This is a genomic window from Aquipuribacter nitratireducens, assembly GCF_037860835.1.
GTDB classification, from domain to species: domain Bacteria; phylum Actinomycetota; class Actinomycetes; order Actinomycetales; family JBBAYJ01; genus Aquipuribacter; species Aquipuribacter nitratireducens.
Window position 1 is genome coordinate 398,339 of record NZ_JBBEOG010000002.1, and the last position, 25,417, is coordinate 423,755.

18 protein-coding genes and 1 pseudogene are annotated in these 25,417 nt (G+C 75.1%); 9 read left to right on the forward strand and 10 right to left on the reverse strand.

The window, feature by feature from the left end; translation table 11 throughout:
• Positions 1-38: 38 nt before the first annotated feature.
• From WAB14_RS05300 to WAB14_RS05310, 3 genes are read left to right on the forward strand one after another with little or no spacing between them, the layout of a single operon-like run.
• Entirely contained in the window at positions 39-1,259 is a 1,221-nt protein-coding gene (locus tag WAB14_RS05300) for an acetyl-CoA C-acyltransferase (RefSeq protein WP_340268094.1), read from the forward strand.
• Positions 1,259-2,242: a methylmalonyl Co-A mutase-associated GTPase MeaB gene (meaB, locus tag WAB14_RS05305; RefSeq protein WP_340268096.1), complete on the forward strand. Its 984-nt coding sequence runs from the start codon at positions 1,259-1,261 to the stop codon at positions 2,240-2,242. The genes WAB14_RS05300 and meaB overlap by 1 nt, the downstream gene beginning before the upstream one ends.
• Positions 2,243-2,251: 9 nt before the next feature.
• Positions 2,252-2,563: a thiamine-binding protein gene (locus WAB14_RS05310; protein WP_340268098.1), complete on the forward strand. Its 312-nt coding sequence runs from the start codon at positions 2,252-2,254 to the stop codon at positions 2,561-2,563.
• A gap of 52 nt (positions 2,564-2,615) precedes the next feature.
• Here the strand turns inward: WAB14_RS05310 and WAB14_RS05315 are convergent, their stop codons facing one another.
• From WAB14_RS05315 to WAB14_RS05330, 4 genes are all read right to left on the reverse strand, one after another.
• Complete coding sequence (locus WAB14_RS05315) at positions 2,616-4,082, reverse strand: sensor domain-containing phosphodiesterase (protein ID WP_340268100.1); 1,467 nt, start codon at positions 4,080-4,082, stop codon at positions 2,616-2,618.
• The gene (locus WAB14_RS05320; RefSeq protein WP_340268102.1) at positions 4,079-4,510 is read right to left on the reverse strand and encodes a hypothetical protein; all 432 of its coding nucleotides are present in this window, start codon (positions 4,508-4,510) and stop codon (positions 4,079-4,081) included. The genes WAB14_RS05315 and WAB14_RS05320 overlap by 4 nt, the downstream gene beginning before the upstream one ends.
• Before the next feature lie 93 nt (positions 4,511-4,603).
• Complete coding sequence (locus WAB14_RS05325) at positions 4,604-5,269, reverse strand: response regulator transcription factor (protein WP_340268104.1); 666 nt, start codon at positions 5,267-5,269, stop codon at positions 4,604-4,606.
• On the reverse strand, positions 5,266-7,524 hold the full coding sequence (locus WAB14_RS05330; protein WP_340268106.1) for a PAS domain-containing protein: 2,259 nt from the start codon (positions 7,522-7,524) through the stop codon (positions 5,266-5,268). The genes WAB14_RS05325 and WAB14_RS05330 overlap by 4 nt, the downstream gene beginning before the upstream one ends.
• Positions 7,525-7,646: 122 nt before the next feature.
• Between WAB14_RS05330 and WAB14_RS05335 the strand changes: the two genes are divergently transcribed.
• Complete coding sequence (locus WAB14_RS05335) at positions 7,647-8,495, forward strand: hypothetical protein (protein WP_340268108.1); 849 nt, start codon at positions 7,647-7,649, stop codon at positions 8,493-8,495.
• A 33-nt stretch (positions 8,496-8,528) separates the two neighbouring features.
• On the opposite strand, the gene WAB14_RS05340 is transcribed toward WAB14_RS05335, so the two are convergent.
• Positions 8,529-10,721, reverse strand: a complete 2,193-nt coding sequence (locus WAB14_RS05340; RefSeq protein WP_340268110.1) for a beta-propeller domain-containing protein — start codon at positions 10,719-10,721, stop codon at positions 8,529-8,531.
• Between the two features lie 95 nt (positions 10,722-10,816).
• On the opposite strand from WAB14_RS05340, the gene WAB14_RS05345 reads away from it, so the two are divergent.
• The 4 genes from WAB14_RS05345 (at position 10,817) to WAB14_RS05360 (ending at position 15,469) form a co-directional block, all read left to right on the forward strand.
• Positions 10,817-12,517 carry a coenzyme B12-dependent isobutyryl-CoA mutase large subunit gene (locus WAB14_RS05345; RefSeq protein WP_340268112.1) on the forward strand — a complete coding sequence of 567 codons (1,701 nt, stop codon included), beginning with the start codon at positions 10,817-10,819 and terminating at the stop codon, positions 12,515-12,517.
• Positions 12,518-12,596: 79 nt separating this feature from the next.
• A complete protein-coding gene (locus WAB14_RS05350) occupies positions 12,597-13,220 on the forward strand; it encodes a hypothetical protein (protein WP_340268114.1) in 624 nt (207 codons plus the stop codon).
• The gene (locus WAB14_RS05355; protein ID WP_340268116.1) at positions 13,217-14,425 is read left to right on the forward strand and encodes a hypothetical protein; all 1,209 of its coding nucleotides are present in this window, start codon (positions 13,217-13,219) and stop codon (positions 14,423-14,425) included. Before WAB14_RS05350 ends, WAB14_RS05355 begins: the two co-directional genes overlap by 4 nt.
• A gap of 96 nt (positions 14,426-14,521) precedes the next feature.
• A complete protein-coding gene (locus WAB14_RS05360; RefSeq protein ID WP_340268118.1) occupies positions 14,522-15,469 on the forward strand; it encodes a tetratricopeptide repeat protein in 948 nt (315 codons plus the stop codon).
• A gap of 36 nt (positions 15,470-15,505) precedes the next feature.
• Here WAB14_RS05360 and glgB read toward each other — a convergent pair.
• Positions 15,506-17,719 (reverse strand): annotated as a pseudogene (glgB, locus tag WAB14_RS05365) (1,4-alpha-glucan branching protein GlgB); the annotation flags it as partial.
• Between the two features lie 99 nt (positions 17,720-17,818).
• Between glgB and WAB14_RS05370 the strand changes: the two are divergent.
• On the forward strand, positions 17,819-18,727 hold the full coding sequence (locus WAB14_RS05370; RefSeq protein WP_340268120.1) for an ABC transporter substrate-binding protein: 909 nt from the start codon (positions 17,819-17,821) through the stop codon (positions 18,725-18,727).
• 157 nt (positions 18,728-18,884) lie between these two features.
• On the opposite strand, the gene WAB14_RS05375 is transcribed toward WAB14_RS05370, so the two are convergent.
• The 4 genes from WAB14_RS05375 to WAB14_RS05390 form a co-directional block, all read right to left on the reverse strand.
• Positions 18,885-19,781, reverse strand: a complete 897-nt coding sequence (locus tag WAB14_RS05375) for a hypothetical protein (protein ID WP_340268122.1) — start codon at positions 19,779-19,781, stop codon at positions 18,885-18,887.
• Positions 19,782-20,040: 259 nt separating this feature from the next.
• Positions 20,041-21,378: a maltokinase N-terminal cap-like domain-containing protein gene (locus tag WAB14_RS05380; RefSeq protein WP_340268124.1), complete on the reverse strand. Its 1,338-nt coding sequence runs from the start codon at positions 21,376-21,378 to the stop codon at positions 20,041-20,043.
• The gene (treS, locus tag WAB14_RS05385) at positions 21,375-23,135 is read right to left on the reverse strand and encodes a maltose alpha-D-glucosyltransferase (protein WP_340268126.1); all 1,761 of its coding nucleotides are present in this window, start codon (positions 23,133-23,135) and stop codon (positions 21,375-21,377) included. Before treS ends, WAB14_RS05380 begins: the two co-directional genes overlap by 4 nt.
• A gap of 10 nt (positions 23,136-23,145) precedes the next feature.
• Positions 23,146-25,245, reverse strand: a complete 2,100-nt coding sequence (locus tag WAB14_RS05390) for an alpha-1,4-glucan--maltose-1-phosphate maltosyltransferase (protein ID WP_340268128.1) — start codon at positions 25,243-25,245, stop codon at positions 23,146-23,148.
• Positions 25,246-25,417: the final 172 nt, after the last annotated feature.

The window sequence follows — 25,417 nt, forward strand, 5'->3', positions numbered from 1 at the left end:
GTCACGGTAACCCGCGCCCGAGGGCTAGCGTGGGGGCCATGGCCTCCGTCATCGTCGCCGGCGCCCGCACCCCGATGGGGCGCCTCCAGGGATCCCTCTCCTCCCTCACCGCCCCGCAGCTCGCGGGCGCGGCGATCCGCGGGGCCGTCGAGCGGTCCGGCATCGCTCCCGACGAGGTCGACCACGTCGTCATGGGGCAGGTGCTCCAGGCCGGGGTGGGGCAGTCGCCGGCCCGGCAGGCGGCCGTCGCCGGGGGGCTGCCGATGACCGTCCCCGCGACGGCCGTCAACAAGGTGTGCCTGTCCGGGCTGCACGCGGTCGTCGTCGCCGACCTCATGATCCGCGCGGGCCTCGCCGACGTCGTCGTCGCCGGCGGCACGGAGTCGATGTCGCAGGCGCCCCACCTGCTGCCGGGCAGCCGACGCGGCCACACCTTCGGCGACGTCGCCCTCCTCGACCACATGGCGTACGACGGGCTGCGCGACACCTTCACCGCCCAGGCGATGGGCGGGCTCACCGACGCGGCCAACACCCCCGGGACGACGGAGCACGCCGGCCGCGCGACGTTCACCCGGGAGCAGCAGGACGCCTTCGCCGCCCGCTCGCACCAGCGCGCCGCGGCGGCGTGGAAGGACGGCCGCTTCGCCGACGAGGTGGTGGCGGTCGCGGTGCCGCAGCGCAAGGGCGACCCGCTCGTCGTCACCGAGGACGAGGGCGTCCGGCCCGACACGACCGTGGAGTCCCTCGCCCGGCTCCGCCCGGCGTTCCGTGCCGACGGCACCGTGACGGCCGGCTCCGCGTCGCAGATCTCCGACGGCGCCGCCGCGCTCGTCGTCGCCCGCAAGGAGCTGGTCGAGGAGCGCGGGCTGCCGTGGCTGGCGGAGGTAGGGGAGAGCGGCAGCGTCGCGGGCCCGGACTCCACCCTCCAGACCCAGCCGTCGGCCGCGATCCGGGCCGCGTGCGCCCGCGCCGGCGTCGACGCCGCCGCGCTCGACCGCTACGAGATCAACGAGGCGTTCGCCGTCGTCGGGCTCGCGTCCGTGGCGGACCTCGGCCTGCCGGACGAGGTCGCCGACGCCCGGGTCAACGTCAACGGCGGCGCCATCGCCCTCGGCCACCCGATCGGCATGTCGGGGGCGCGGCTGCTCCTCACGCTCGCCCTCGAGCTGCGGCGCACCGGCGGCGGGGTCGGGGCCGCGGCCCTGTGCGGCGGTGGCGGGCAGGGCGACGCCCTGCTCCTCCACGTCCCGCGGGCCTGATGCCGGCACGTTCCCGGCGGAGCCGTCGACTCGACGTCCCCGCCGAGCTCGCGGCCGCCCGGGAGGGGTCGCACCGCGCGGTCGCGCGCCTGGTGTCGGTCGTCTCCGACGGCGGCCCGCAGCTGCGCGAGGTCGTGGCCGCCCTCGCCGACGGCTCGGGTGACCAGGCGTGGGTCGTCGGGGTGACCGGGTCCCCCGGCGTGGGGAAGTCGACGACCGTCGCCGCGCTCGTCACCGCGCTGCGCGAGGAGGGCGCGCGGGTCGGCGTCCTCGCGGTCGACCCCTCCTCGCCCTTCTCGGGCGGTGCGCTCCTCGGCGACCGCGTCCGCATGGGCGTCCACGCCCTCGACCCCGGGGTGTACGTGCGCTCGATGGCCTCGCGAGGCCACCTCGGTGGCCTCGCGGCCGCGACGCCCCAGGCGGTCCGTGTGCTCGAGGCGGCCGGGGTCGACGTCGTCGTCGTCGAGACCGTCGGGGTGGGGCAGAGCGAGGTCGAGGTCGCGGGCCTCGCCGACACCACGGTCGTGCTGCTCGCCCCGGGGATGGGCGACGGGGTCCAGGCGGCCAAGGCCGGCATCCTCGAGGTCGCCGACGTGCTGTGCGTCAACAAGGCCGACCGGGACGGCGCCGACGCGACCGTCCGGGAGCTCCGGCAGTCGGTCGCGCTCGGCGCGGACGGCCGGGCGCCGGGGGACTGGCGGCCGAGCGTCGTGCGGAGCGTCGCCGCGGGCGGCGACGTCGCCGAGCTCGTCGACGCGGTCCGGGCGCACCAGCGGTGGGCGCGCGAGCACGACGCGGTCGTCCCCCGGCGGCTGCGCCGCGCCGCGGCCGAGGTCAGCGCCATCGCCCTGGCCCGGCTCCGCCGGACCTTCGGCCAGCCCGGCGAGGGCGGGCTGCTCGACGACGTCGCCGGTGAGGTCGCGGCCGGCCGCCTCGACGCCTTCACCGCCGCCGACCGGCTCGTCGCGGAGGTCGAGGGCTAGCCTCGGCGCGTGCTCGTCGCCTTCTCCCTCGCCCCGTCCACCGCCGCCCCGGACGGCTCCGTGTCCGAGGCCGTCGCCGAGTGCGTGCGCCTGGTCCGCGCCTCCGGCCTGCCCAACCGCACCGACGCCATGTTCACGACCCTGGAGGGCGAGTGGGACGAGTGCATGGACGTCGTCCGACGCTGCGTCGACACGCTCGCGGCGACGGCGCCGCGGGTGTCGCTCGTCCTCAAGGCGGACGTCCGGCCGGGCCGCAGCGGCGAGCTCGACGGCAAGGTCGAGCGGCTCGAGGCGGCGATCGGTCGCGCTGCGGCCGGGTGAGGGGGACGGGGTCGCGGCCGGTGGGCAAGGGGACGACCGGCCGCGACCCGGTCTAGCAGGCGGCTGCCTCCCGGCTGCCGAGGAAGGGCCCTGCGGCCTCGCCGAACAGGCTCGGCAGGGCCGGGGCGTCGTCGCCGAAGTCGATGGGCGCCACCGCGCCGCCGTCGAGGACCGGGCCGAGCCGGCCGGACCCCTCGAGCTGCTCGGCGCCGACGGGGCGCTGGAAGTGGTAGCCCTGCGCCTTGTCGCAGCCGAGTCCCCGCAGCACCCCCGCCTGACGCGGGGTCTCCACGCCCTCCCCGACGACGTCGAGCCCGAGGCCACGCGCGAGCCCCACGACCGACTCGACGAGCAGGGCGTCCCGGCGGTCGACGCCGAGGCCCCGGACGAAGCTCCGGTCGATCTTCAGGCGGGTGACGGGGAAGCTCTGCAGGTAGCTGAGCGTCGAGTACGCGGTGCCGAAGTCGTCGAGGGCGAGGCCGACGCCGAGCGCCCGCAGCTCGTCGAGCTGTGCGAGGGTCCACTCGTCCCCGGACTGCAGGAGCACGGTCTCGGTCAGCTCGAGGGTGAGGGCGCCGGCGGGCAGGCCGCTGCGGTCGAGGGCGTCGGCGACGAGCTCGGCGAGGCAGCCGCGGGCGAGGTGGTGCCCCGAGACGTTGACCGACAGCTCGAGGTCGGCGGCGTCGGGGCGCGTGCGCCGCCAGTGCGCCACCTGGCTGCACGCCTCCTCGAGGACGAGGGCGTCGAGCGCGAGGACCACGTGGTCGGCCTCCGCCTGCGGGAGGAAGGCGGCGGGGGGGAGCAGGCCGAGGTCGGGGTGCTCCCACCGGACGAGCGCCTCCACCCCGACGAGCGCGCCGTCGTCGAGCGAGACGATGGGCTGGTAGTACGGCACGAACTGGCCCGACGCGAGCCCGTCGGCCACGTCGAGGACCCCGGCCAGGTCGTGCGTCCGTCCGTCGGCGGCCGGTTCCGCCGCGGGAGCGGGGCGCGCTGGGACGACGGCCGGGGTGCCGGGCAGGTCGGCGTGGAGCCGGACGAGGTGGGACTCCGCGACGGTCGCGAGCTCGCCGAGGGCGTCCCGGAGGTCGTCGGAGAGCTGGAGGACCCCCGCGTCGACGACGCAGAGGGCCCCGAGGGGCAGTCCCCCCGGGCCGTGGAGGGGGATGCCGTGGTACGACCGCACGCCGGCGGCGACCACGGGACCGTCGGCGAACCGCTCGTCGCACGTGAGGTCGGCGAGGTGGAGGGGGGCGTCGTGGGCGACCGCCCACGCGCACATCGCGTCCTCCCGCTGCAGGGGCTCGCGACCGGTCCCGGTGGCGGCGACGACCCGGACGGTCGACTCGTCGACGAGGGTCACCATCGCCCCGCCGGCACCCGTGGTCCGCGCCGCCAGCGACGTGAGCGCGTCGAGGACCGTGTCCTCGGCGCCCACGACCGCCCGCGTCGCACGGACGCCGGCGACGCGGGCCGACTCCGCGGGGTGGAGGGGGACGAGGGCCTGTCGCCGGCTCACGCCGTCACCGCCGTCGGGCGGGTCACCGTGGCCGGTGGGCACACGCACGTCGAGCCGTCGAGGCCGAGGCCGCGCAGGTGCCGGGCCAGCGACGTACGGGTCAGCCGGCGGCGGGGGAGCGTGGAGTCGACCGCGGGGTCCGGCTCGTCGAGGCGGAGGTCGCTGATGCTCAGCAGGTGCGTCGAGATCGTCCGGGGGAGGCGCTCGCGCAGCGGGCCCGCGGGGGTGCGCGCCGGGTCGAGGGCGACGACGAGCCGGGTCGTCCCGGACCCGGACGCGAGCCACGTGAGGAGGTGGGAGCCGCGCGCGAGGCCGAGCGGCAGCAGCAGCGGGGGCGTGGCGTGACGCACGAGCGCGCGGACGTGGGCGTCCGGGTGCACGACGACGAGCCGCGGGCGGCACGCGCACGAGACGACGTCGAGGTCCACGCCGGTGACTGTGTCCCCACGACCTGTCGGGAACCTGAGGCGCTGCGCCGAACGGGTGACGCCGGGGGGGTCGCGACACGTCGGCCGGCGACGTCAGCCCAGGCGGTAGCCGACGCCCCGGACCGTGCGCAGGACCGACGTGTCGAAGGGGCGGTCGAGCTTGCCGCGCACCCCCGAGACGAGGACGTCGAGGGCGTTGTCCGTGACGTCGCTCGCGAAGTCCCACAGGGTGGCCGCGATGGTGTCGCGCGAGACGACGCGGCCCCCGTGGCGGGCGAGCAGCTCGACGAGGGCGTACTCGCGGCCCGCGAGCGGCACGTCACCGCCCTGCCGCGTCACCGTCCGCGCGGTCGGGTCCACCACGACGTCCGCGACCTCGTACCGCAGCTGCACCGCGCGGTCGGCGCGCCGACCGAGGGCGCGCAGCCGGGCCTCGAGCTCGGCGAGGTGGAACGGCTTGGGCAGGTAGTCGTCGGCGCCGGCGTCGAGGCCCTCGACACGGTGCGCCAGCGCGCCGCGGCCGGTCAGCATGAGGACGGGCGTGTGGTCGCCGCCCGCGCGGAGGGTTCGGCAGACGTCGATGCCGTCCCGCCCCGGCAGGTCGACGTCGAGCACGACGACGTCGTAGTCCTGCTCCCCGGCGAGCCACAGCGCCTCCTCGCCGTCGGCGACGAGGTCGGCGACGTGGCCCTCCTCCTGGAGGCGCGCGAGCAGCAGCGGCCCCAGGTCCGGGTCGTCCTCCACGAGCAGGAGCCTCATCGGCGCAGCAGCTCTTCGCAGGCGGCGACGAGCTCGCCGGGCCGGAACGGCTTGGCGAGGACCGGCCCGTCGAGGTCCTCGAGCAGGTCGGGGCGGCCGGACACCAGCAGCACGGGCAGCGCGGGCAGCTCTGCCGCGAGCGAGCGGCGCAGCGCGTGCCCGTCGGAGGGGGGCATGTGGAGGTCGGACACGACGAGGTCGAGCGAGGGACCGAGGGAGCGTGCAAGCAGGAGGGCGTCGTCGGCGCCCGCGGCGGTGACGACGTCGTGCCCCGCGGCGCGCAGCGTCTCGGCGACGACCTCGAGCACGTCGGGGTCGTCGTCGACGACGAGCGTGCGGACCACGGCGCCGGCCGCGCGGGTCGACGCGGTGCCCGGGCTGCGACCCGGACCACCCGTGGTCACCTCCCCCCCGCCGGCCCGCTGCTGGACCGAGACCAGGGGAACGAGGAGCGTGAAGGCCGTGCCGACGCCGCGCTCGCTCGTCACCCGCAGGTCCCCTCCGCTCTGCCGGGCGATGCCGATGGCGGTGGACAGCCCCAGCCCGTGGCCCCCGCTGCGCTCGCGCGTGGTGAAGAACGGTTCGAAGCAGCGGCGCGCCGTCTGCTCGTCCATGCCCGTCCCGTCGTCACGCACCTCCAGGGCGGCGTAGCGGCCCGGGGGCAGCCGCAGGTCGTCGCGGCCCACCTCCCGCACCTCGGCCGCGACGGCGACCGTCCCGCCGGCGGGGAGCGCGTCGCGTGCGTTGAGCACGAGGTTGAGGAGGACCTGCTGCACCTGCGTCTGGTCCGCCCGCACCGGGAGGGCGGGCAGGGCGGCGACGACGAGGCGGACGTCGTGGGGCAGCAGCCGTCGGCATAGGTCGCTCAGGTCGTGGACCGCTGCGGCGAGGTCGAACTCGGTGGCCTCGAGCTCCTGGCGGCGGGCGAAGGCGAGGAGCCGGTCGACGAGGTCCCCGGCCCTGGCGACCGCCCGGTGGATGCCGTGGAGGTGCCGCACCGCCGTCCCGTCCGTGGCGACGTGCGTCTCGAGGAGGTCGGCGTACCCCGTCACCGCGGCGAGGACGTTGTTGACGTCGTGGGCCACCCCGCCCGCGACGGACCCCACCGCCTCGAGCCGCTCGGCGTCGACGAGGCGTTCCTGCAGCGCCCGGAGCGCGGTCATGTCCCGGAGGATCACGGCTGCCGTGCGTCCGCCGCGCAGGATCGTGAAGCTCGCGACGACCGGGACGCGCTGCCCGTCGGGGCGCCGGAGCTCCCCGTCGATCTCGAACGCCGTCCGGCCCTGGGACACGGCGGACCGGATCCCCTCGAGCCAGCCGGGCAGGTCCGCGACGAGGTCGCGGGTGTCGGCGGCGAGGACACGCTCGGGTGACAGCCCGAGCATCTGGGCGAACGCGTCGTTGCACTCCACCACCCGGTGCGTGGGCTCGTCGAGCAGCGCCTGACCGAGCGTGGTGGCCGCGAACATGTCGCGGTACAGCTGCCGGCTCGCCGCGAGCTCGGCCTCGGCCCGCTTCTGCTCGCTGATGTCGGTGTGGATGGCCGCGACCCCGACGAGCAGTCCGTCGCGGCCGTAGACGGGGAAGCGGTTGGCGAGGTAGCTGCGGCGCGTGCCGTCGCCGGTGACGACCTCCTCCTCCGTCGTCACCGGCACCTGTCGGACGGCCACCTGCAGCGCGGCCTCGTGCTTCTGCCGGCCCACCGGGCCGGGGAACACCTCGGCCGCGGTGCGCCCGAGCAGCGCGGACACCGGGAGCCCGGCCTGCGCGGCGGCGGCGTCGTTGGCGAAGAGGTAGCGGCCGTGGTCGTCCTTCACCGCGACGCCCGCCGGCGCCCGGCTCACGAGCTGGGTGAGGACCTCGACGCTGCGCAGGTCGGAGCTCGCGTGCCGCCGTTCCTCCGTCACGTCGACGAAGAGGATCATGATGCCGACCTCGCACGGGAGGATGCGGCTGCGGAACCACCGGTCCCACGGTTCCCAGTAGTCGTCGACGACCTCGGCCTCGCCGGTGGCGAGGACCCGGGAGTACGCCTGCTCGAAGCGCCCGCCGATCGAGTCCGGCCACACCTCGCGGTAGTCGCGCCCGAGGAGGTCGGCGGGCGTCAGGCCGAGGCTCCGGGCGCCGTGGGGGTTGACGTAGCGGTACCGCCAGTCGTGACCGAGCACGACGAGCCCGAAGTCGACCTCCTCCCACACCTCCGCGAGCACGCCGAGCGGCCCGGCCTCCGCGCCGGGGACCCCTCCCCGGCGCACCGGCTCACCCTGTGCAGGTCCCTGCGGCACGTGATCACGCTAGGGCGTGACCGCCCCGGAGCACAGCGTGCTCGCCCGGTACCCGCGCGCGGCCACCCGTCCGGCGGGGGAGGATGCCCGCCATGACCGAGCCTGCCGCCGACCTCGCCGCCACGCCCGACGTACCCGCCGGACCGGCGGACGCGCCGCCCAGGCGGACGACCGGGGACCTCGCCCGTGCTGTGGCCGTCGTCGTCACCGCGGTCGCGCAGGTGGCCGGCAGCCCGCTCGGGACCGCGCTGGCGGGAGGCACGTCCGTCGCGGACGTCTCCGACCGCTACGCGACCGTCGTGACGCCGGCCGGGTACGCGTTCGCCGTCTGGGGGCTCATCTTCACCGCGTGCGCCGCGTGGGCGGTGTACCAGACCCTGCCCGCGCAGCTGCCGCGCGACGTCCACCGCCGCACGGGCTGGTGGCTGGCGGCGGCCTTCGCCGCCAACACGGCGTGGGAGCTCGTGTTCCCGCAGGACGGCACCGCCGTCCTCGTCGCGCAGGTGCTCATCGTCGTCGTCGTCGTGACGGCCGCCGTGGCTGCGGCGCGGCTGCAGGCACCTCCTCCGCACGGCCTCGACCGGCTGCTGCCGGGGGTCGTCGCCCCCCTGCTGCTCGGCTGGGTGACGTTCGCGACGGTCGCGAACACCGCCATCTCCGGCGTCTACCTGGGCGCGCCGCAGGAGGGCGCCCTCGCCCGGGGCGCGGGCATCGTCGCTCTCGTGGCCGCCGCGGCGGTCGTCCTGGACGTCGGCCTGCGGCTGCGGTCGGGGACGCTGCCGTTCGTCGGTGCCGCCGCGTGGGGGGCGGCCGGCGTCGCCGCCGCGGACCCCGCGCCCGTCGTCACGGCCGCCGCGTGGTTCGCCGTCGTCGTCATGCTCGCGGCCGTGCCGGTCCAGCTGTGGCGCACCCGTGACCCGGGTCGGACGCTCCTCGCGTGACCCGGCGGTGCGAGGCCGGGCGCGTCGCGACCGTCAGAGGACGACCTCGACGAGCGGGGTGAGCGACACCGCGTCGAGGACCGTGAGCGTCCGCTCGGGTCCCTCGACCGGACGACCCTCGTCCGCTCCCGGCCAGCGCTCGCCCGACACGACGACACGGTCCCCGCTGCTCGCGAGCCCGTGCACCCAGCCGTCCTGTCCCAGCACCCACTCGCCGGTCTCCGCGAGGGTGCCGTCGGTGGCGACGCGGACGGCGACGAGGCCGCTCGACCAGCCGACCGCGCTCGTCCGGTCCAGCGGCACCAGCGCCGTCCGGAGGTCGGGCAGGTAGGCGAAGCGGCGGCTGTCCTGCTCGACGGAGCTCGTCGCGTCCGGCCACACCAGCCGGTCGACGTCGGTCGGGTCGGCGAGGTCGCGGACGTCGTAGGTCTCCGCCTTTGCGCCCGAGAGCACGCCCTCGGCGTCGCCCTCCTGGCCGACCCCGAGGAGGAGCCCGTCGCCGACGGGGTGGAGGTAGCCGGAGTAGCCCGTCACCTTCAGCTCCCCGAGGACCCGCGGGTCGGTGGGGTCGGCGAGGTCGACGGTGTAGAGCGGGTCGGTCTGGCGGAAGGTGACGACGACGGCGAGGTCGTCGAACCAGCGCAGGGACCGGATCTGCTCGCCGGGGCCGAGGCCGTCGACCCGGCCGACCTCGACCAGGCGGGTGCCGTCCTCCTCGAGGACGACGACGCTCGAGGAGGTGCCCGCCTCGCCGCCGTCGAGCGTCGTGCCGACCCGGAGCCGGCCCTCGTGGGCGTCCATGGCCCACTGCCCGAGCAGCCACCCGTCGACCTCGCCCGAGCCGAGGTACGTGACGTCCCCGCGCTCGGAGGTGTCGAAGCCGTGGAGCTCCGTCGTGACGCGCGGTGCCGCCGTCTCCGTGTCGTCGACGGCGACGCCGAACGGGACGGGCCCGCCCCACAGCCACCCGCCGCGCGTCGTCGCGACGTACAGCCGGTCGGTCGAGGCGTAGACGTAGGAGCCGTCGGCGCTCACGGCCGTCGTCGCGCTCAGCGGGTCCTCGGCCGCGGGGTCGAGCGTGAGGACCGCGACGGTGCCGAGGCCGGCGTCACCGGACGGGTGGTGCACGGCGTCGCACGGCAGCGGGCTGAGCGCGGCCGTGCCGTCGTCGCCGCGCTCGACGAGGTCGGGCAGCCACGTCGAGAGGTCCGCGGTCTCGACGATCGCGCGGTTGCGTCGCTCGGCCTCCGCCTCGGCCTCGGGGGGCACCGAGCCGTCCGGGCCGGTGGCGCGGGCGGCCGCCGGCGCGTCGGGGTCCTGCGCGACGGTCCACGGGTCCGTGGTGCGCAGCACGGGCGTGCTCGTCACGACGAGCCGGACGACGCCGTCGGCGGCGCGGGCGGACACGGTCGAGCCCTCGACCTCCACGGTGTCGACCACCCGGGGTGAGCGGGGGTCGGCGACGTCGACGACCGTCGCGGTCGTCGTCACCGACCCCGGCCATGGCATGAGATCGACGCTCGCGCCGCCCGCCACGCCGCCCGTCGCAGGACCGTCCTCCACGGGGACCGGCAGCGACGCTGAGCCGAGCACGACGACGTGGTCGCCGACGACGAGGAGGTCCCCGAACCACCGTCCGGGCGCCGGGAAGACCATGTCCGAAGCGGCGTCGTCCAGCCCGCCGGTCCCGCCTGCGCCTGTCCCGCCGTGCGACGCCGGGTCGGCGGCCGGCGCGAGCCGCACGCGGCCGACGACCGCACCCGCCGCCGTGTCGACGACGACGAGCTCCTCACCGACCACCGTCACGGCGAGGTCCGACCCGCTGCCGAGCAGCTTGAGCGGTGCCGGCTCGTCGACCCCCTCCTCCTGCACGTTGGTCCCTGTGCCCGAGGTCCCGACGGCGTCCCCGGTCCGAGCCGCGCCGTCGGCGGCCGGCGCCGCGGCCGCGCTGTCCTCCATGACGGCCACCCCGCCGCCCACGGAGTCGTCGCCCGGACCGCCGAGCCCGTACGGACCCGTGTGGGCGAGGGCCGTGTCGCGGTACCAGCCGAGGAGCTCCTCGCACGAGCCGAACGGTTCGAGGCCGGCCGCCGCCGCCTCGGGCGCACGGGCGACGTCGACGACGGCGACGCCCGCCGCGACCGCCAGGGCCGCGGTGAGACCCGCGGCGAGGCGGGCACCACGGCGGCGGCGTGCGGTGCGGGGGGTGGCGGTGTGCTCGTCCACGGTGGCCTCCAGGGTCTGCTGGGGATGGGACGCACCGGCCCGCTCCGCGGTTCCGTACGCTGGCGGGGACGACATCGCGGTCGGCAGGAGGGCACATGGACGCGCGCGCACGGTGGCAGGCCAGGTACGAGCAGGCCGAGCAGGCCGGCAAGGTCCGCGAGGCCGACTTCACGACGCTGTCGGGCGTCGAGGTCGACCCCGTCTACGGACCGCCGGGGGACGAGGTCGACCCGCGCATCGGGTGGCCGGGGGAGTTCCCGTTCACCCGGGGGCTCTACCCCACGGGCTACCGGGGACGCGCGTGGACCATCCGGCAGTTCGCCGGCTTCGGCAACGCCGAGCAGTCGAACGAGCGCTACAAGATGATCCTGCGCCACGGCGGGGGCGGGCTCAGTGTCGCCTTCGACATGCCGACCCTCATGGGGCGTGACTCCGACGACGCCCGCAGCGTCGGCGAGGTCGGGCACTGCGGCGTGGCGGTCGACTCCGCGGCCGACATGGAGGTGCTGTTCGCCGGCATCCCGCTCGACGAGGTCACGACGTCCATGACGATCTCGGGCCCGGCCGTCCCCGTGTTCTGCATGTACCTCGTCGCGGCGGAGCGCCAGGGCGTCGACACCCGCGTGCTCGACGGGACCCTGCAGACCGACATCTTCAAGGAGTACATCGCGCAGAAGGAGTGGCTGTTCGCCCCCGAGCCGCACCTGCGCCTCATCGGGGACCTCCTCGAGCACTGCGCGGCGGAGGTGCCCCGCTTCAAGCCCGTGAGCGTCTCCGGCTACCACATCCGCGAGGCGGGCTCCACGGCGGCGCAGGAGCTGGCGTTCACGCTCGCCGACGGCTTCGCCTACGTCGAGCTCGGCCTGTCGCGGGGGCTCGACGTCGACGTGTTCGCGCCCGGTCTGTCGTTCTTCTTCGACGCCCACATCGACCTCTTCGAGGAGGTCGCGAAGTTCCGCGCCGCCCGCCGCATCTGGGCGCGGTGGCTCCGGGACCGCTACGGCGCCACGACGGAGCGGGCGCAGTGGCTGCGGTTCCACACGCAGACCGCCGGGGTGTCGCTGACGGCCCAGCAGCCGTACAACAACGTCGTCCGGACCGCGGTCGAGGCGCTCGCCGCCGTGCTCGGCGGCACCAACTCCCTCCACACCAACGCCCTCGACGAGACCCTGGCGCTGCCGAGCGAGCAGGCCGCGGAGATCGCGCTGCGCACGCAGCAGGTCCTCGCCGAGGAGACCGGCGTCGCGAACGTCGCCGACCCGCTCGGCGGCAGCTGGTACGTCGAGGCGCTCACCGACCGGCTCGAGGCGGAGGCCGAGCGGGTCTTCGCGACGATCGAGGCGATGGGCGAGGCCGGTCGCGACCGCGACGCCGACGGCCGGGTGCACCACGAGATCGGCGCCATGACCTCCGGCGTGCTGCGCGGCATCGAGGACGGCTGGTTCCTCTCCGAGATCGCCGACGCGTCCTTCGCCTACCAGACGGCGCTGGAGAAGGGCGACAAGCGGGTGGTGGGCGTCAACTGCCACACCGGGTCGGTCACCCGTCCGCTGGAGATCCTCCGGGTGGGCCACGAGGTGGAGACGGAGCAGGTCGCGGCCCTGCGCACGCGTCGCCGCGACCGCGACGACGCGCGTGTCCGGGGGGCCCTCGACGCCATGGTGGCGGCCGCCCGGGACGGCTCCAACCTCCTGCCGCCCATGCTCGAGGCGTGCCGGGCCGAGGCGACCCTCGGTGAGATATGCGACGCCCTGCGCGCGGAGTGGGGGGAGTACACCGAGCCGGCGCGCTTCTGAGCCGCCGCTCGGCCGTCATGGCCCCGCCACGCCGCGCCTGCGCCGGAGGAGGCGCCCCCGCGCCTATCCTCGCCGACCGATGGTCCCTCGCGCGGTCCCGACGACGGTGGTGGCACTCGGGCTCGCCCTGGTCGTCGCCGGCGTCGTCATGCTCACCCTCGCCGCGCCGCCGCAGCGGGTGGGCGGTCCGCTGCCGACCGCCGGCGGGCTCGTCGTGTCCGACCCCGGCGTGCTCGCCCTCACCGGCCGGCCCGTGACCGTGGCGGTCGAGGGCGGGGGCGCCGGCACCGGGGTGTTCCTCGGGCGCGAGGACGAGGTGCGGGCGTGGCTCGGTGGGGCCTCGTACACGCGGCTCACGGGGGTGGCCGCGATCGACCGCCCGGCCGTCGAGGCCGTGGCGGGCGGCGGCGGCGCGCCCGACCCGGCGGAGGCGGACGTGTGGCAGCGGGAGGCGACGGGCCCGGGCGCCGAGCTGCGGGTCGAGGGGGCCCGGCCCACGGACGTCGTCGTCGTCGCGGCCGGGGACGGCGGGACCGCCGAGGTCGTGTGGGACCGACCCGCCCGGCACCCCGGTGCCTGGCCGCTCGTCGCGGGCGGTGCGCTCCTCGCGGCCGTCGGCCTGCGCTGGCTCGTGGTGCTCAACCGTCGCCTCGCACGGCGGAGGCGGTCCGTGCGAGGCGCAGGGGCGGGGGTGCGCCGGTGATCCCGGCGGGCGTGCGCGCCGTGGCCCTCGCGGCGGCTGTCGTGCTGGCGGGCGCCGGGCTCGCGGGCTGCGCGGGCCTTCCGGTGGCGGAGCCGCCGCCCGTGCCCGCGACGACGGCGGAGCCCCCGGGTGTCGTGACGGCGGGCCAGGCCGCGCGGGTCCGCGCGGAGGTGGTGGCCCGGCTGCGGTCCGCTGTCGCCGCCGGTGACCCGGAGGCCGTCCGTGCCGCCGCCACGGGACCTGCGCTCGACGTGGCGCTCGCGTCCATGCCCGAGGGAGACGCCCGGACGTCGGCTCCTGCGTCGGCTCCTGCGTCGGCTGCTGCGTCGGCTGCTGCGTCGGCTGTTGCGTCGGCTCCTGCGTCGGCTCCTGCGTCGGCTCCTGCGTCGGCTCCTGCGTCGGCGTCGGCGGTGCCGAGCGAGCCGCAGGAGCCCGCGGTCGTCGAGCCGGCGAGCGTCCTGTCGCCGCGGCTCGAGGGCTGGCCGCGCTGGTTCGCCACCGTCACGGCGCCCGAGGGCGCCGGGACGCTGCCGGTCGTCGACGTCCTCGTGTCCGAGGACCCGCGCTCCCCCTACCGGCTGTGGGGCAGCGCGACGGTGCTGCCGGGGCAGACCGTCCCCGCCCTCGACGCCGCCGGCACGGGGTCGCCCGCGCTCGACGTCGTCCCGGACGAGGCCCTCGCAACCGACGTGCCGGACGGGGACGGGGACGAGGACGCCGTGGCGGACGCGGCCCTGCGTCGCGCGCTCGCCCAGCTGCTGCCGGGGTACGTGTCCGTCCTCGGCTCCGGCGACACGAGCCCGGTGGCCGCGGCGTTCGCCCCCGACCGGTTCGTCCGGGCCACGCAGACGCGCGCCGCCGCGGAGCGGGCCGCCGTCGGGTCGCTCGGCGGTGTCACCGTCGCCCACGGTCCGTGGCTACCGGTCGACGACGGGGTCGACGTGCTCGGTGGCCCGACCGGGACCCTGCTGGCGGCGCGGACGGCGACCGGGGACGTGCTGACCGTCACGGCCGTCACCTCCCGCGCGCAGGCGACGCCTCGCCCCGGGGCGGGTGAGGTCCGGGCGCTGCCCCCGGCGGACGGCGGAATCGAGCAGGACGGTGGTGCGTTGTCCGTGCGGACGGTCGCGGTGCTCGTCCACCTCGTCCCGGCCGAGCGCGGGGCGGTCGAGCTCCTCGCCGTCGGCGAGGCGCCCGCGACCTGAGCCGGTCGCGGTCCGTCGCCGCGGCCGCGCGGGACGTGGCACGCTGCGGTGCGGGCAGTGACCGCACCCGAGAGATCCTTCGAGAGGACCAGCACGATGACCCAGCCGTCCGGCCTCAACCTCCGAGGCGCCGTGGACCTGACGGCCCTCGCCCGCCCCCAGGGCGCGCCCACCGGCGCAGCGGCCCCCGGCGGAACCCCCGGGCCCGGCTCCACCGGGGTCGTCGTCGACGTCGCGGAGGCCGACTTCGAGGCCGTCCTCCAGCAGTCCCTCACCGTCCCGGTCGTCGTCGACCTGTGGGCCGAGTGGTGCGGCCCCTGCAAGCAGCTGTCTCCGGTGCTGGAGAAGCTCGCCCGCGAGTACGAGGGTCGCTGGCTCCTGGCGAAGGTCGACGTCGACGCCAACCCCCGCATCGCGCAGGCGTTCCAGGTGCAGTCGATCCCGATGGTCGTCGCCCTGCTCAAGGGCCAGCCGGTGCCCCTGTTCACCGGCGCCGTCCCGGAGGCCCAGGCCCGGCAGGTCCTCGACGAGCTGCTCCGGGTGGCCGAGCAGAACGGGGTCACCGGCAGGGTCGAGACCGGGCAGGAGCCGCAGGAGGACGAGGTCGCGGCAGAGCCGCCCCTGCCGCCGCTGCACGCCGAGGCCGCCGAGGCGTTCGAGCGCGGCGACTACGCGGCCGCCGCCCGTGCGTTCGAGCGCGCGCTCGCGGAGAACCCGGCCGACGCCGACGCGACGGCGGGTCTCGCCCAGGCCCACCTGTTCGAGCGGGTGTCCGCCGTGCCGCAGGCCGTCATGGCCGGTCTCGCCGAGGCGGCGGCCGCCGACCCCGGCAACGTCGAGGCGAACCTCGCCGTCGCGGATCGCGACCTGTTCGGGGGGCACGTCGAGGACGCGTTCGCCCGGCTCGTCGAGCTGGTGCGGCGCACCGCCGGCGAGGAGCGCGCCGCCGTGCGGACCCGGCTCGTCGAGCTCTTCGAGGTGGTCGGCACGGGCGACCCGCGCGTGGTGAAGGCGCGGGGCGCCCTCGCGAGCGCCCTCTTCTGAGGGAGCCCGCCGGGCGGGCGGCCCGCCGCCCCCCGCTCAGTCCTCCGGCGTGAGCCAGATCGTCGCGAGCGGCGGCACCCGCAGCACGGCGGAGGCCGGGCGCCCGTGCGACGGCTCCTCGACGGCCTCGACCACGCCGAGGTTGCCGACACCCGAGCCGCCGTACTCCTCGGCGTCGGTGTTGAGCACCTCGCGCCAGCGCCCGGCGTGGGGCAGCCCGAGCCGGTAGTCCTCGTGGGGGCCGCCGGCGAAGTTCGCGACCACCGCGACCGGCTTCTCGCCGTCGGCCTGCCGCAGCCAGGCGAAGACGTTCCGCCCGTAGTCGTCGGCCTCCAGCCACTGGAAGCCGCTCGGGTCGAAGTCGTTCGCCCACAGCGCGCGGTTCTCGGCGTACGTGTGGTTGAGGCTGCGGACGAGGTGGTGCAGCCCGCGGTGCCACGGCGTGTCGAGCAGCCACCAATCCAGCGACCGGGACTCGCTCCACTCCGGCTCCTGACCGAGCTCGCTGCCCATGAACAGCAGCTGCTTGCCCGGGTGACCCCACATGAACGCGAGGTACGCGCGGACCGTCGCCAGCTGCTGCCAGCGGTCTCCCGGCATCTTCCGCAGCAGCGAGCCCTTGCCGTGGACGACCTCGTCGTGGCTGATGGGCAGGACGTAGTTCTCGCTGAACGCGTACACCATCGAGAACGTCATCTGGTGGTGGTGGTACTGGCGGTGGACCGGCTCCTTGCTCACGTACGTGAGGGAGTCGTGCATCCACCCCATGTTCCACTTGAGCCCGAAGCCGAGGCCGCCCAGGTGCGTCGGCTGCGTGACGCCCGGGTAGGCCGTCGACTCCTCCGCGATCGTCACGATGCCCGGCACACGCTTGTAGGCCGTCGCGTTGAACTCCTTGAGGAAGTCGACCGCCTCGAGGTTCTCGCGGCCCCCGAACTGGTTCGGCGACCACTCGCCGTCCTTGCGCGAGTAGTCGAGGTACAGCATCGAGGCGACCGCGTCGACGCGGATGCCGTCGACGTGGAACTCCTCGAGCCAGTACAGGGCGTTCGCGACGAGGAAGTTGCGGACCTCGGTGCGGCCGTAGTCGAAGACGTACGTCCCCCAGTCCGGGTGCTCGCCGCGACGGGGGTCGGGGTGCTCGTACAGCGGCTCGCCGTCGAAGCGGGCGAGCGCCCACGAGTCCTTGGGGAAGTGCGCCGGCACCCAGTCGACGATGACGCCGATGTTCGCCTGGTGGAGCCGGTCGACGAGGTAGCGGAAGTCGTCGGGGTGGCCGAAGCGGGACGTCGGGGCGTAGTAGCCGGTGACCTGGTAGCCCCACGAACCGCCGAAGGGGTGCTCGGCGACCGGGAGGAACTCCACGTGCGTGAACCCGAGGTCCTGCACGTAGCCGACGAGCTCCTCGGCGAGCTGGCGGTACGACAGGCCCTGCCGCCAGCTGCCGAGGTGCACCTCGTACACGCTCATGGGCCCGTTGTGGACGTCGCGCTCGGCGCGCTCGGCGAGCCACGTCGCGTCGCCCCACTCGTAGGCGGAGTCCGTCACGACGCTCGCCGTCGCCGGGGGCACCTCGGTGTGCCGCGCCATCGGGTCGGCCTTCTGGTGCCAGCGGCCGTGTCGGTCGAGGATCTCGAACTTGTATCGCGCCCCGGCGACCATGCCGGGCACGAACACCTCCCAGATGCCGGACGAGCCGAGGGAGCGCATGGCCTGCGTGCGCCCGTTCCACGAGTTGAAGTCGCTGACGACCCGCACGGCGCGGGCGTTCGGGGCCCACACCGCGAAGCTCGTCCCCTCCGTCGTCCCGAGCGGTCCGTCGAAGCGCCGGACGTGCGCCCCGAGGACGGTCCACAGCTGCTCGTGACGGCCCTCGCCGATGAGGTGGAGATCCATCTCGCCGAGGGTCGGCATGAAGCGGTACGGGTCGTCGACCGTGTGGACGGCCCGGCCCTCGTTCGTGTCGTAGACGACCTCGAGGCGGTAGTCGCTCGGTCCGCCGGGCAGGACGGCGACCCAGATCCCGTCGTGCTCGTGGGTCGCCTCGGTGCGGACCGGTTCGGCGCCGTCGCCCGGTGTGAGGACGGTGACGCTGCGGGCGAAGGGCTTGAGGGTCCGTACCGTCGTGCCGTCCGGGCCGGGGTGGGCGCCCAGCACGGAGTGAGGGTCGTGGTGCGCGCCCGCGGCCACGGCGGCCAGGGTGTCGAGGGCGACGTCGGTGGGGCTGAGCGCGGAACCGTCAGCAGTCATGCGCCCCATCCTGCCCAGCCTGCGGGGAGGGTCAAACGGTAGGCGAGTCGCGGGGGGTCCGCGACGGTCCTGCCGGCGCGGTCGGGCTAGCGTGAGGGCGTGCCGCAGCCGTCGCGCGTCGTCTCGCTCCTGCCGTCCGCGACAGAGATCGTGTACGCGCTCGGCGCCGCCGACCGGCTCGTGGGCGTCACCTACGAGTGCGACCACCCCGCCGACGCGCGCACGGACAACGCGGTCGTCGTCGGCGGCGCCGACACGAGCGGCATGACGCCCGCGGAGATCGACGCCCGGGTACGGGCGATGGCGGCGGCGGGGGAGGACCTCTACACGCTGCAGGAGGGTGCCTTGCGGGGCCTGCAGCCCGACCTCGTCCTCACGCAGGACCTGTGCCGGGTGTGCGCCCTGCCCTCCGACGTCGTCGACGACGCCCTCGCCCACCTCGGCTGCTCCGCCGACGTCGTCGCGCTCGACCCCGCCTCGCTCGACGACGTCGTCCTCTCGGTCCTCGACGTCGCGAGGGCGCTCGACGTCGTCCCGGCGGGGGAGGAGCTCGTCGCCGCGCTCCGGGCACGGCTCGACCGGGTCGCCGCCACCGTCGCCGGACGGCCGCGGCCCCGCGTCGCCGTGCTGGAGTGGGTCGACCCGCCGTTCACCGCGGGGCACTGGGTGCCCGACCTCGTGGTCGCCGCGGGCGGGCAGGAGGTGCTCGGCGCGCCTGGTGCCCGATCGGTGACGACGACGTGGGACGAGGCGGTCGCGGCCCGACCCGACGTCGTCCTCGTCGCGCCGTGCGGGTACCACCTCGACGGCGCCGTCGAGCAGGGCGGCGCGGTCGTCACCGAGCTGGCGCGCCGCGGCTGCGACGCCGCCGTGTGGGCGCTGGACGCCGACGGTCTCGTGGTCCGCCCCGGCCCACGTCTGGTCGACGGCGTCGAGGCGCTCGCGGGTGTCCTCCACCCGGACGTCGTGGGTGCCCCCGACCCCGGCGCCGCGCGCCGCCTGCGCTAGAGGTCTGCGTTTCTGTCGACGTCTGGCCCGGACGTCTGCGTTTCTGTCGACGTCTGCGCGAGACGTCTGCGTTTCTGTCGACGTCTGCGCCAGACGTCTGCGTTTCTGTCGACGTCAGTGCCGGACGTTGGCGTTGGTGTCGACGTGTGCTTCGGCGTCAGGAGAGCAGGCGGCCGGGAGCGGGCCCGAGGACCACGCGCTGCAACTGTCCGATGAGGGCCGCTCGAGGGCCCTTCATCATCGGCGAGTTCACCTGGAGCACGCGCCAACCGAGGTCGCGCAGCTCGTTGTGGCGCCGGATGTCGACCGTCTGCCGGTCGCGGTCGAGATGGTCGAGTCCGTCGTACTCGGCGCCCGCGCGCAGCTCGGGCCAGCCCAGGTCGAGGCGAGCGACGACCTTGCCCGCCCTATCGCGGACTGGGCACTGCACGACGGGAGCGGGCAGGCCGGCATCGACGGCGATCAGGCGCAGCTCCGATTCCGGAGGTGAGTCCACTCCGTCCCGGACCAGCTCGATGACCCGGCGGGCGCGTTCGAGACCGTCGAGCCTGTGCACGACGTCCAGGAGGAGGAGCAGCTCGGCCCGGGTGCAGGACGACCACCGAAGGACGGCGTCGACCTCGGCGACCGACCGGCGCTCGTCGGAGTCCGGCCTGTTGAGTGCTCGTGCCAGATCAAGCGCCGTCCACGCGGGGCTCGCGGTGCGCCCGTAGTCACCCGCGAGCACGACCTCGGTGCCCGGGCTGAGCCGGTGCGGCGTCACCTCGTCCCGACGTCGGGGCAGACTGCCGTCGAAGCCGGCCGAGACCGACTCGGCCGCCGATGCGATCCTCGCGCCCCAGATCCATGCAGCGCTGTGCGCGGTGAAGACGGCGCGTGGGGACCGACGGCGGTAGCCGAGAGTCAGCGTGCCGTGATCGACGGGCTGCTCCGCCCCTATGCGCACTCCGTGCATCACCCGGCGGAAGCCACTCCCGTAGACCGTCGACGGCGGCAACTCGGTCAGCAGGTCCTGTGTGGCGACGGGTCCACGCACACCGAAGGAAGGGCGCATGGGCCGAGCGCACCTCATGGTGGTTCGGGTCGCCGCCCGCTGGACGTGAGGCTGTGGACGACGTCGCCAGCCGAAGGGCTGTGAAGACGTCGGTGGCGCGCGCAGGTCGACAGGCGAGCGGCCGTGCCGTGCAGACGTCGACACGAATGCAGACGTACGGCGCGTATGTCGACACGAGTGCAGACGTAGGGCACGACCGTCGACACGAATGCAGACAGACAGCACGGTTGTCGACAGAAACGCAGACGGGCGGGGCGGGTCAGAGGAGGCGCTCGACGGCCGCGAGCGGGATGCGCAGCCACGACGGGCGGTTGCGCGCCTCGTACACCACCTCGTAGAGCGCCTTGTCGAGCTCGAGCGCGCGGAGGAGGACGTCGTCCTCGCGGGGGTCGCGACCGGCGACGGACCCGTAGCCGCCGCAGAACGCGTCCCGCGCCTCGGCCGCCCACGCGTCCGGGTCGGTACCGGGGGAGCCCGCGCCGGTGACGGCGTCGTGGCCGGCGGCGTAGTCGAAGGAGCGCAGCACACCCGCGACGTCGCGCAGCGCGAGGTCGGGGAGGACGCGCTCGGCGAGCGGGCGCAGCGGCTCACCCTCGAAGTCGAGGAGCACCCAGCCGCGACCGGGCGCGTGCAGCACCTGACCGAGGTGGAGGTCGCCGTGGACACGCTGCAGCGCGGGCAGGTCGGGCAACGAGGCCAGCGCGGCCTCGTGCCGCTGCAGGGCCCCGTCGTGGGGTGCGAGCTCGGCGACCGCGTGGCGCGCCCACGCCGACCGCGACCGCAGGGTCGCGACGGTCCGGTCCCGGGCGGCGTCGTCGACGTCGACCGTGCCGAAGGCGTGCGCGAGGTCGAGGTGGACCCGGGCGACGGCCTCCCCGAGACCGCGGGCCTGCTCGGCGAAGGAGTCGCCCGCGCGGAGGGCGGCGAGGGCGACCCGCCACGCGTCCTCGGAGCCCGCGAGGAACTCCACGGCCACCGCGAGGTGCCCCGACACGGTCGACCCGTCCGCCAGGGTCCAGCTCCCGCTCGACCAGCCGCGCAGGGCCGGCGTGGCCGACGCGCCCTCGCGCGTGAGGCCCGCGAGCACCTCGACGTCCGGGTTCGCCCCGGGGTGGAGGGTGCGGAACACCTTGACGATCGACGGCGGCTCGCCGGACACGATGATGCTCGTGTTCGACTGCTCGCCGCTGAGGACCTTCGCCGGTCCCCGGGCCACGCCGTCCCCGCCCTCGGGCACCTCGAACGCGTCGAGGAGCGCCGCGACGTACGCGGGGTCGTGGGGGCCGTCGTACACGTGACGCGTGCCGTCGGCGCCCTCGAGCGCGCCGACGAGCGCCGCCTCGGCGTCCTCCCGCGGCTCGCGTCGCCCCACGAGCGGCACCTGGACCACGTCGACCCGGTCCCCGGAGTCGAGGGCGACGACGTGCACCGTCACCTGCGCGTCGCCGTCCACGGACGCACCCGGCAGGTCCCACGCCGCCAGCGGGCGCAGTCCCACCCCGCGTCCCTTCGCGGGGTACCAGCGCTGTCGCGGCATCCACGCGTGGAGCACGTGCTCCAGCGCCGCCGACCACGGCAGGGCGACGGCGCCCGTCACGCGCCGCTCCCCGCCGCCGGCACGAGCCGCAGCCAGAAGAAGTCCCGGCTGCCGAGGGTGAGCCGGACCCGCCCGTCGTCGTCGAGGTCGGGGAAGCCCGTCCCGCCGAAGAGGTCCTCGATGCGCGCCCCGGCCATGCCCGGGACCGAGAGCACGGCCGCCTGCGGCGTCGAGGCGAGGTTGTGCACGCACAGCACCGTCTCCGGCGTCTCGTGCTCCCCGCCCGGCGTCGTCGCGTCGAGCGTGCGGAGGAACGCGAGCACCGTCTCGTTGTCGCACGCGTGGGCGTCAGTCACGACCGTGCCGGGGTCGACGAGCGGCAACGGCGTGAACGCGCCGAGGCCGAACACGGGGTGCCGCTTGCGCAGCGCGAGCATGCCGCGCAGCCAGTGCAGGAGCGAGGACCCGGCGGCCAGCTGCGCCTCGACGTTAACCGTCGAGTAGTGGTTGACCAGCGACTGCACGACCGGCAGGTAGAGCTTGCCGGGGTCCTGCACGGCGGAGAAGCCGGCGTTGCGGTCGGGGTTCCACTGCATGGGGGTCCGGACGCCGTCGCGGTCGTCGAGCCAGATGTTGTCGCCCATGCCGATCTCGTCGCCGTAGTACAGGCACGGCGAGCCCGGCATCGACAGGACGAGGGCGTGGATGAGCTCGATCTCCGCCCGAGAGTTGTCGAGCAGCGTCGCGAGCCGACGGCGGATGCCGATGTTGGCACGCATCCGCGGGTCCGCGGCGTACCAGCCGTACATCGCGGCGCGCTCCGACGTCGTCACCATCTCGAGCGTCAGCTCGTCGTGGTTGCGCAGGAACGTGCCCCACTGGCCGGTGGCGGGGATCTCCGGGGTGTCGGCGAGGATGTCGAGGACCGAGCCCGCCCGCTCGTCACGGAGCGCGTAGTACAGCCGGGGCATCACGGGGAAGTGGAAGCACATGTGGCACTCGGGGGCGTCGTCGCTGCCGTAGTACGGGACCACGTCGCGGGGCCACTGGTTCGCCTCGGCGAGCAGGATGCGACCCGGGTACTCCTCGTCGACGACCTTGCGGACCTTCGCGAGGAAGTCGTGCGTGCGGGGCAGGTTCTCGCAGTTCGTGCCCTCCTCCTCGAAGAGGTAGGGCACGGCGTCGAGCCGGAAGCCGTCGATGCCGAGGTCCATCCAGAACCGGACGACGTCGACCATGGCGTCCTGCACGGCCGGGTTGTCGAAGTTGAGGTCCGGCTGGTGGGAGAAGAAGCGGTGCCAGTAGAACTGCCGCCGCACGGGGTCGAACGCCCAGTTCGACGTCTCCGTGTCGACGAAGATGATGCGCGCGTCGCCGTACTTCTCGTCGGTGTCGCTCCACACGTAGAAGTCGCCGTACGGCCCCTCGGGGTCGCTGCGCGAGGCCTGGAACCACGGATGGGCGTCGGAGGTGTGGTTCATGACGAGGTCGGTGACGACGCGGATCCCGCGTGCGTGCGCGGCGGACACCAGCTCGGTGAACTGCGGCAGCGTGCCGAACTCCGGCAGCACCGCGTAGTAGTCGCTGATGTCGTAGCCGCCGTCGCGCAGCGGGGAGGCGTAGAACGGCGGCAGCCAGAGGCAGTCGACGCCCAGCCACTGGATGTAGTCGAGCTTGTCGATGAGGCCCTGGAAGTCCCCGGAGCCGGACCCTGTGGAGTCGCTGAAGGCCCGGACGAGGACCTCGTAGAAGACCGCCTTCTTGTACCAGTGGGGGTCGTTGTCGAGCCCGGGGCTCGACAGCTGCAGTCCCTGCACGAGGCTCCTCTCAGTGGGCGCGCACGGCGAAGACGTGCGCCGTCGCGTGGTAGGGGTCGAGGCGGACGTAGTTCGACCCCGCCCACGAGTACGACTGCCCGCTCAGGAGGTCGTGGACCACGTACGACGCGTGCGGGGGCAGCCCGAGGGTCGTCGTGTCGACGTGGACCATCGTCTCCCGCGCGGCGTGAGGGTCGAGGTTGACGACCGTCAGCACCGTGTCGGCCTTCCCCGTCGGGGAGTGCTCGGCCGGCACGTGGCGGGAGTAGGCGATGACGGCGTCGTCCTCGGTCTGGTGGAAGACGATGCCGCGCAGCCGCTGCAGCGCCGGGTGCTCCTTGCGGATCTCGTTGAGCCGGGTGAGGAGCGGTGCGAGGGAGCGGCCCTCCCGCTCGGCGGCCGCCCAGTCCCGGGGGCGGTACTCGTACTTCTCGTTGTCGATGTACTCCTCCGCGCCCGGCCGGGCCACGTGCTCGCCGAGCTCGTAGGCGGCGTAGATGCCCCAGCTCGGCACGAGCGTGGCCGCGAGCACGGCCCGCAGGCGGTGGGCGGCGGGCCCGCCGTACTGGAGGAACGCGTGGAGGATGTCGGGCGTGCTGGGCCAGAAGCTCGGGCGCATGTAGTGCGCGGAGACGGTCGCGAGCTCGGTGACGTAGTCGGTGAGCTCCTGCTTCGAGGTCCGCCACGTGAAGTACGTGTACGACTGCTGGAACCCGACCTTGCCGAGGGTCCGCATCATCTGCGGCCGGGTGAACGCCTCCGCCAGGAAGATGACCTCCGGGTGCTCGGCGTTGACGCGGCCGATGAGCCACTCCCAGAACTCGACGGTCTTCGTGTGGGGGTTGTCGACCCGGAAGACGGTGACCCCGCGGGAGATCCACAACTCGAGGAGCCGCAGCGACTCCGCGTAGATGCCCTCGGGGTCGTTGTCGAAGTTGACGGGGTAGATGTCCTGGTACTTCTTCGGCGGGTTCTCCGCGTACGCGATCGAGCCGTCGACGCGGGTGGTGAACCACTCGGGGTGGTCGGTGGCCCACGGGTGGTCCGGCGCGCACTGGAGGGCGAAGTCGAGGGCGACCTCGAGGCCGACCTCCTTCGCGCGGGAGACGAAGTACGCGAAGTCGTCCTCGTCGCCGAGGTCGGGGTGGATGGCGTCGTGGCCGCCCTCCGCCGCGCCGATCGCCCACGGCGATCCCGGGTCGCCCGGCTGCGGGTCGAGGGTGTTGTTGCGGCCCTTGCGGTTGATGCGCCCGATGGGGTGGATCGGCGGCATGTAGATGAAGTCGAAGCCCATGGCCGCGACCGCGGGGAGGCGCTCGGCGGCGGTGCGGAGGGTGCCCGACACCCACTGCCGGTTCTCCTCGTCGTAGTGCGCGCCCTCGGAGCGGGGGAAGAACTCGTACCACGCGCTGAAGAGGGCCCGCTCGCGCTCGACACGCAGCCGCAGGGGCGCGGAGGCGGTGACGAGGTCGAGGACGGGGTAGCGGTCGACGACGGCGTGCACCTCCGGGCCGACGCCGGGCGCCAGGCGCGCCTCGACCGGGCGGGCGGGGTCCTGCAGCGCGGCGACGGCGTCGTGGCAGACCTCGGCGGCGGGGCGGTCGCCCGCGGCCTCCGCGAGGGCCGCGGCGCGCTGCAGCACCGGCACGCCCTCGGCGAGCATGACCTCGACGTCGACGCCCGCGGCGACCTTGACGGTCGCGGCGTGCTCCCACGTCGCCCACACGTCGGAGGCGCCCTCGACGTGGAACGTCCAGTCGCCGGTCGCGTCCGGGACGACCCACGCCCCGAACCGGTCGGAGCCCGGCGCCAGCTCGTGCATGCGGACGCGCGCGGCCTCCCGCCCGTCCGGCGCGGTCAGCACCGCGTACGCGGCGACGGCGTCGTGGCCCTCGCGGAACACCGTGGCCTCGACCGGGACGGCCTCGCCGACGACGGCGCGGGCGGGCCAGCGGCCGTCGTCCACGCGGGGCGTGACGTCGAGGACGGGGATGCGGCCGACCTGGCGCCCGGAGAGGTCGACGGGTGGTCGCACGGGTTGCGGTGGTTCGACGGTCCCGGCGGCGCGGGGCTCGCGGGAGGGGCGGGCGGACGTCGGGTCGGCAGCCACGGGACCGACCGTACCGAGACCGGGCGTGGCGCGGCACGTCAGCGACTCCCCGTCGCCGGCAAGGTGTGCCGTGCCTGCCCGGTTTACGCAACACGGACCACGGCTAAACGGCCTCTGACCTGCGGATTCGTCCGCGCGTCGGGGTGTCGGAAACGCGTCGGGGTCGCTACCG

What these genes read in the sequence shown, in the direction of transcription:
- WAB14_RS05300 (WP_340268094.1), top strand. Translation starts at nt 39, where the DNA reads ATGGCCTCCGTCATCGTCGCCGGCGCCCGCACCCCGATGGGGCGCCTC.
- meaB (WP_340268096.1), top strand. Translation starts at nt 1,259, where the DNA reads ATGCCGGCACGTTCCCGGCGGAGCCGTCGACTCGACGTCCCCGCCGAG.
- WAB14_RS05325 (WP_340268104.1), bottom strand. Translation starts at nt 5,269, where the DNA reads ATGAGGCTCCTGCTCGTGGAGGACGACCCGGACCTGGGGCCGCTGCTG.
- WAB14_RS05335 (WP_340268108.1), top strand. Translation starts at nt 7,647, where the DNA reads ATGACCGAGCCTGCCGCCGACCTCGCCGCCACGCCCGACGTACCCGCC.
- WAB14_RS05345 (WP_340268112.1), top strand. Translation starts at nt 10,817, where the DNA reads ATGGACGCGCGCGCACGGTGGCAGGCCAGGTACGAGCAGGCCGAGCAG.
- WAB14_RS05350 (WP_340268114.1), top strand. Translation starts at nt 12,597, where the DNA reads ATGGTCCCTCGCGCGGTCCCGACGACGGTGGTGGCACTCGGGCTCGCC.
- WAB14_RS05360 (WP_340268118.1), top strand. Translation starts at nt 14,522, where the DNA reads ATGACCCAGCCGTCCGGCCTCAACCTCCGAGGCGCCGTGGACCTGACG.
- WAB14_RS05375 (WP_340268122.1), bottom strand. Translation starts at nt 19,781, where the DNA reads ATGCGCCCTTCCTTCGGTGTGCGTGGACCCGTCGCCACACAGGACCTG.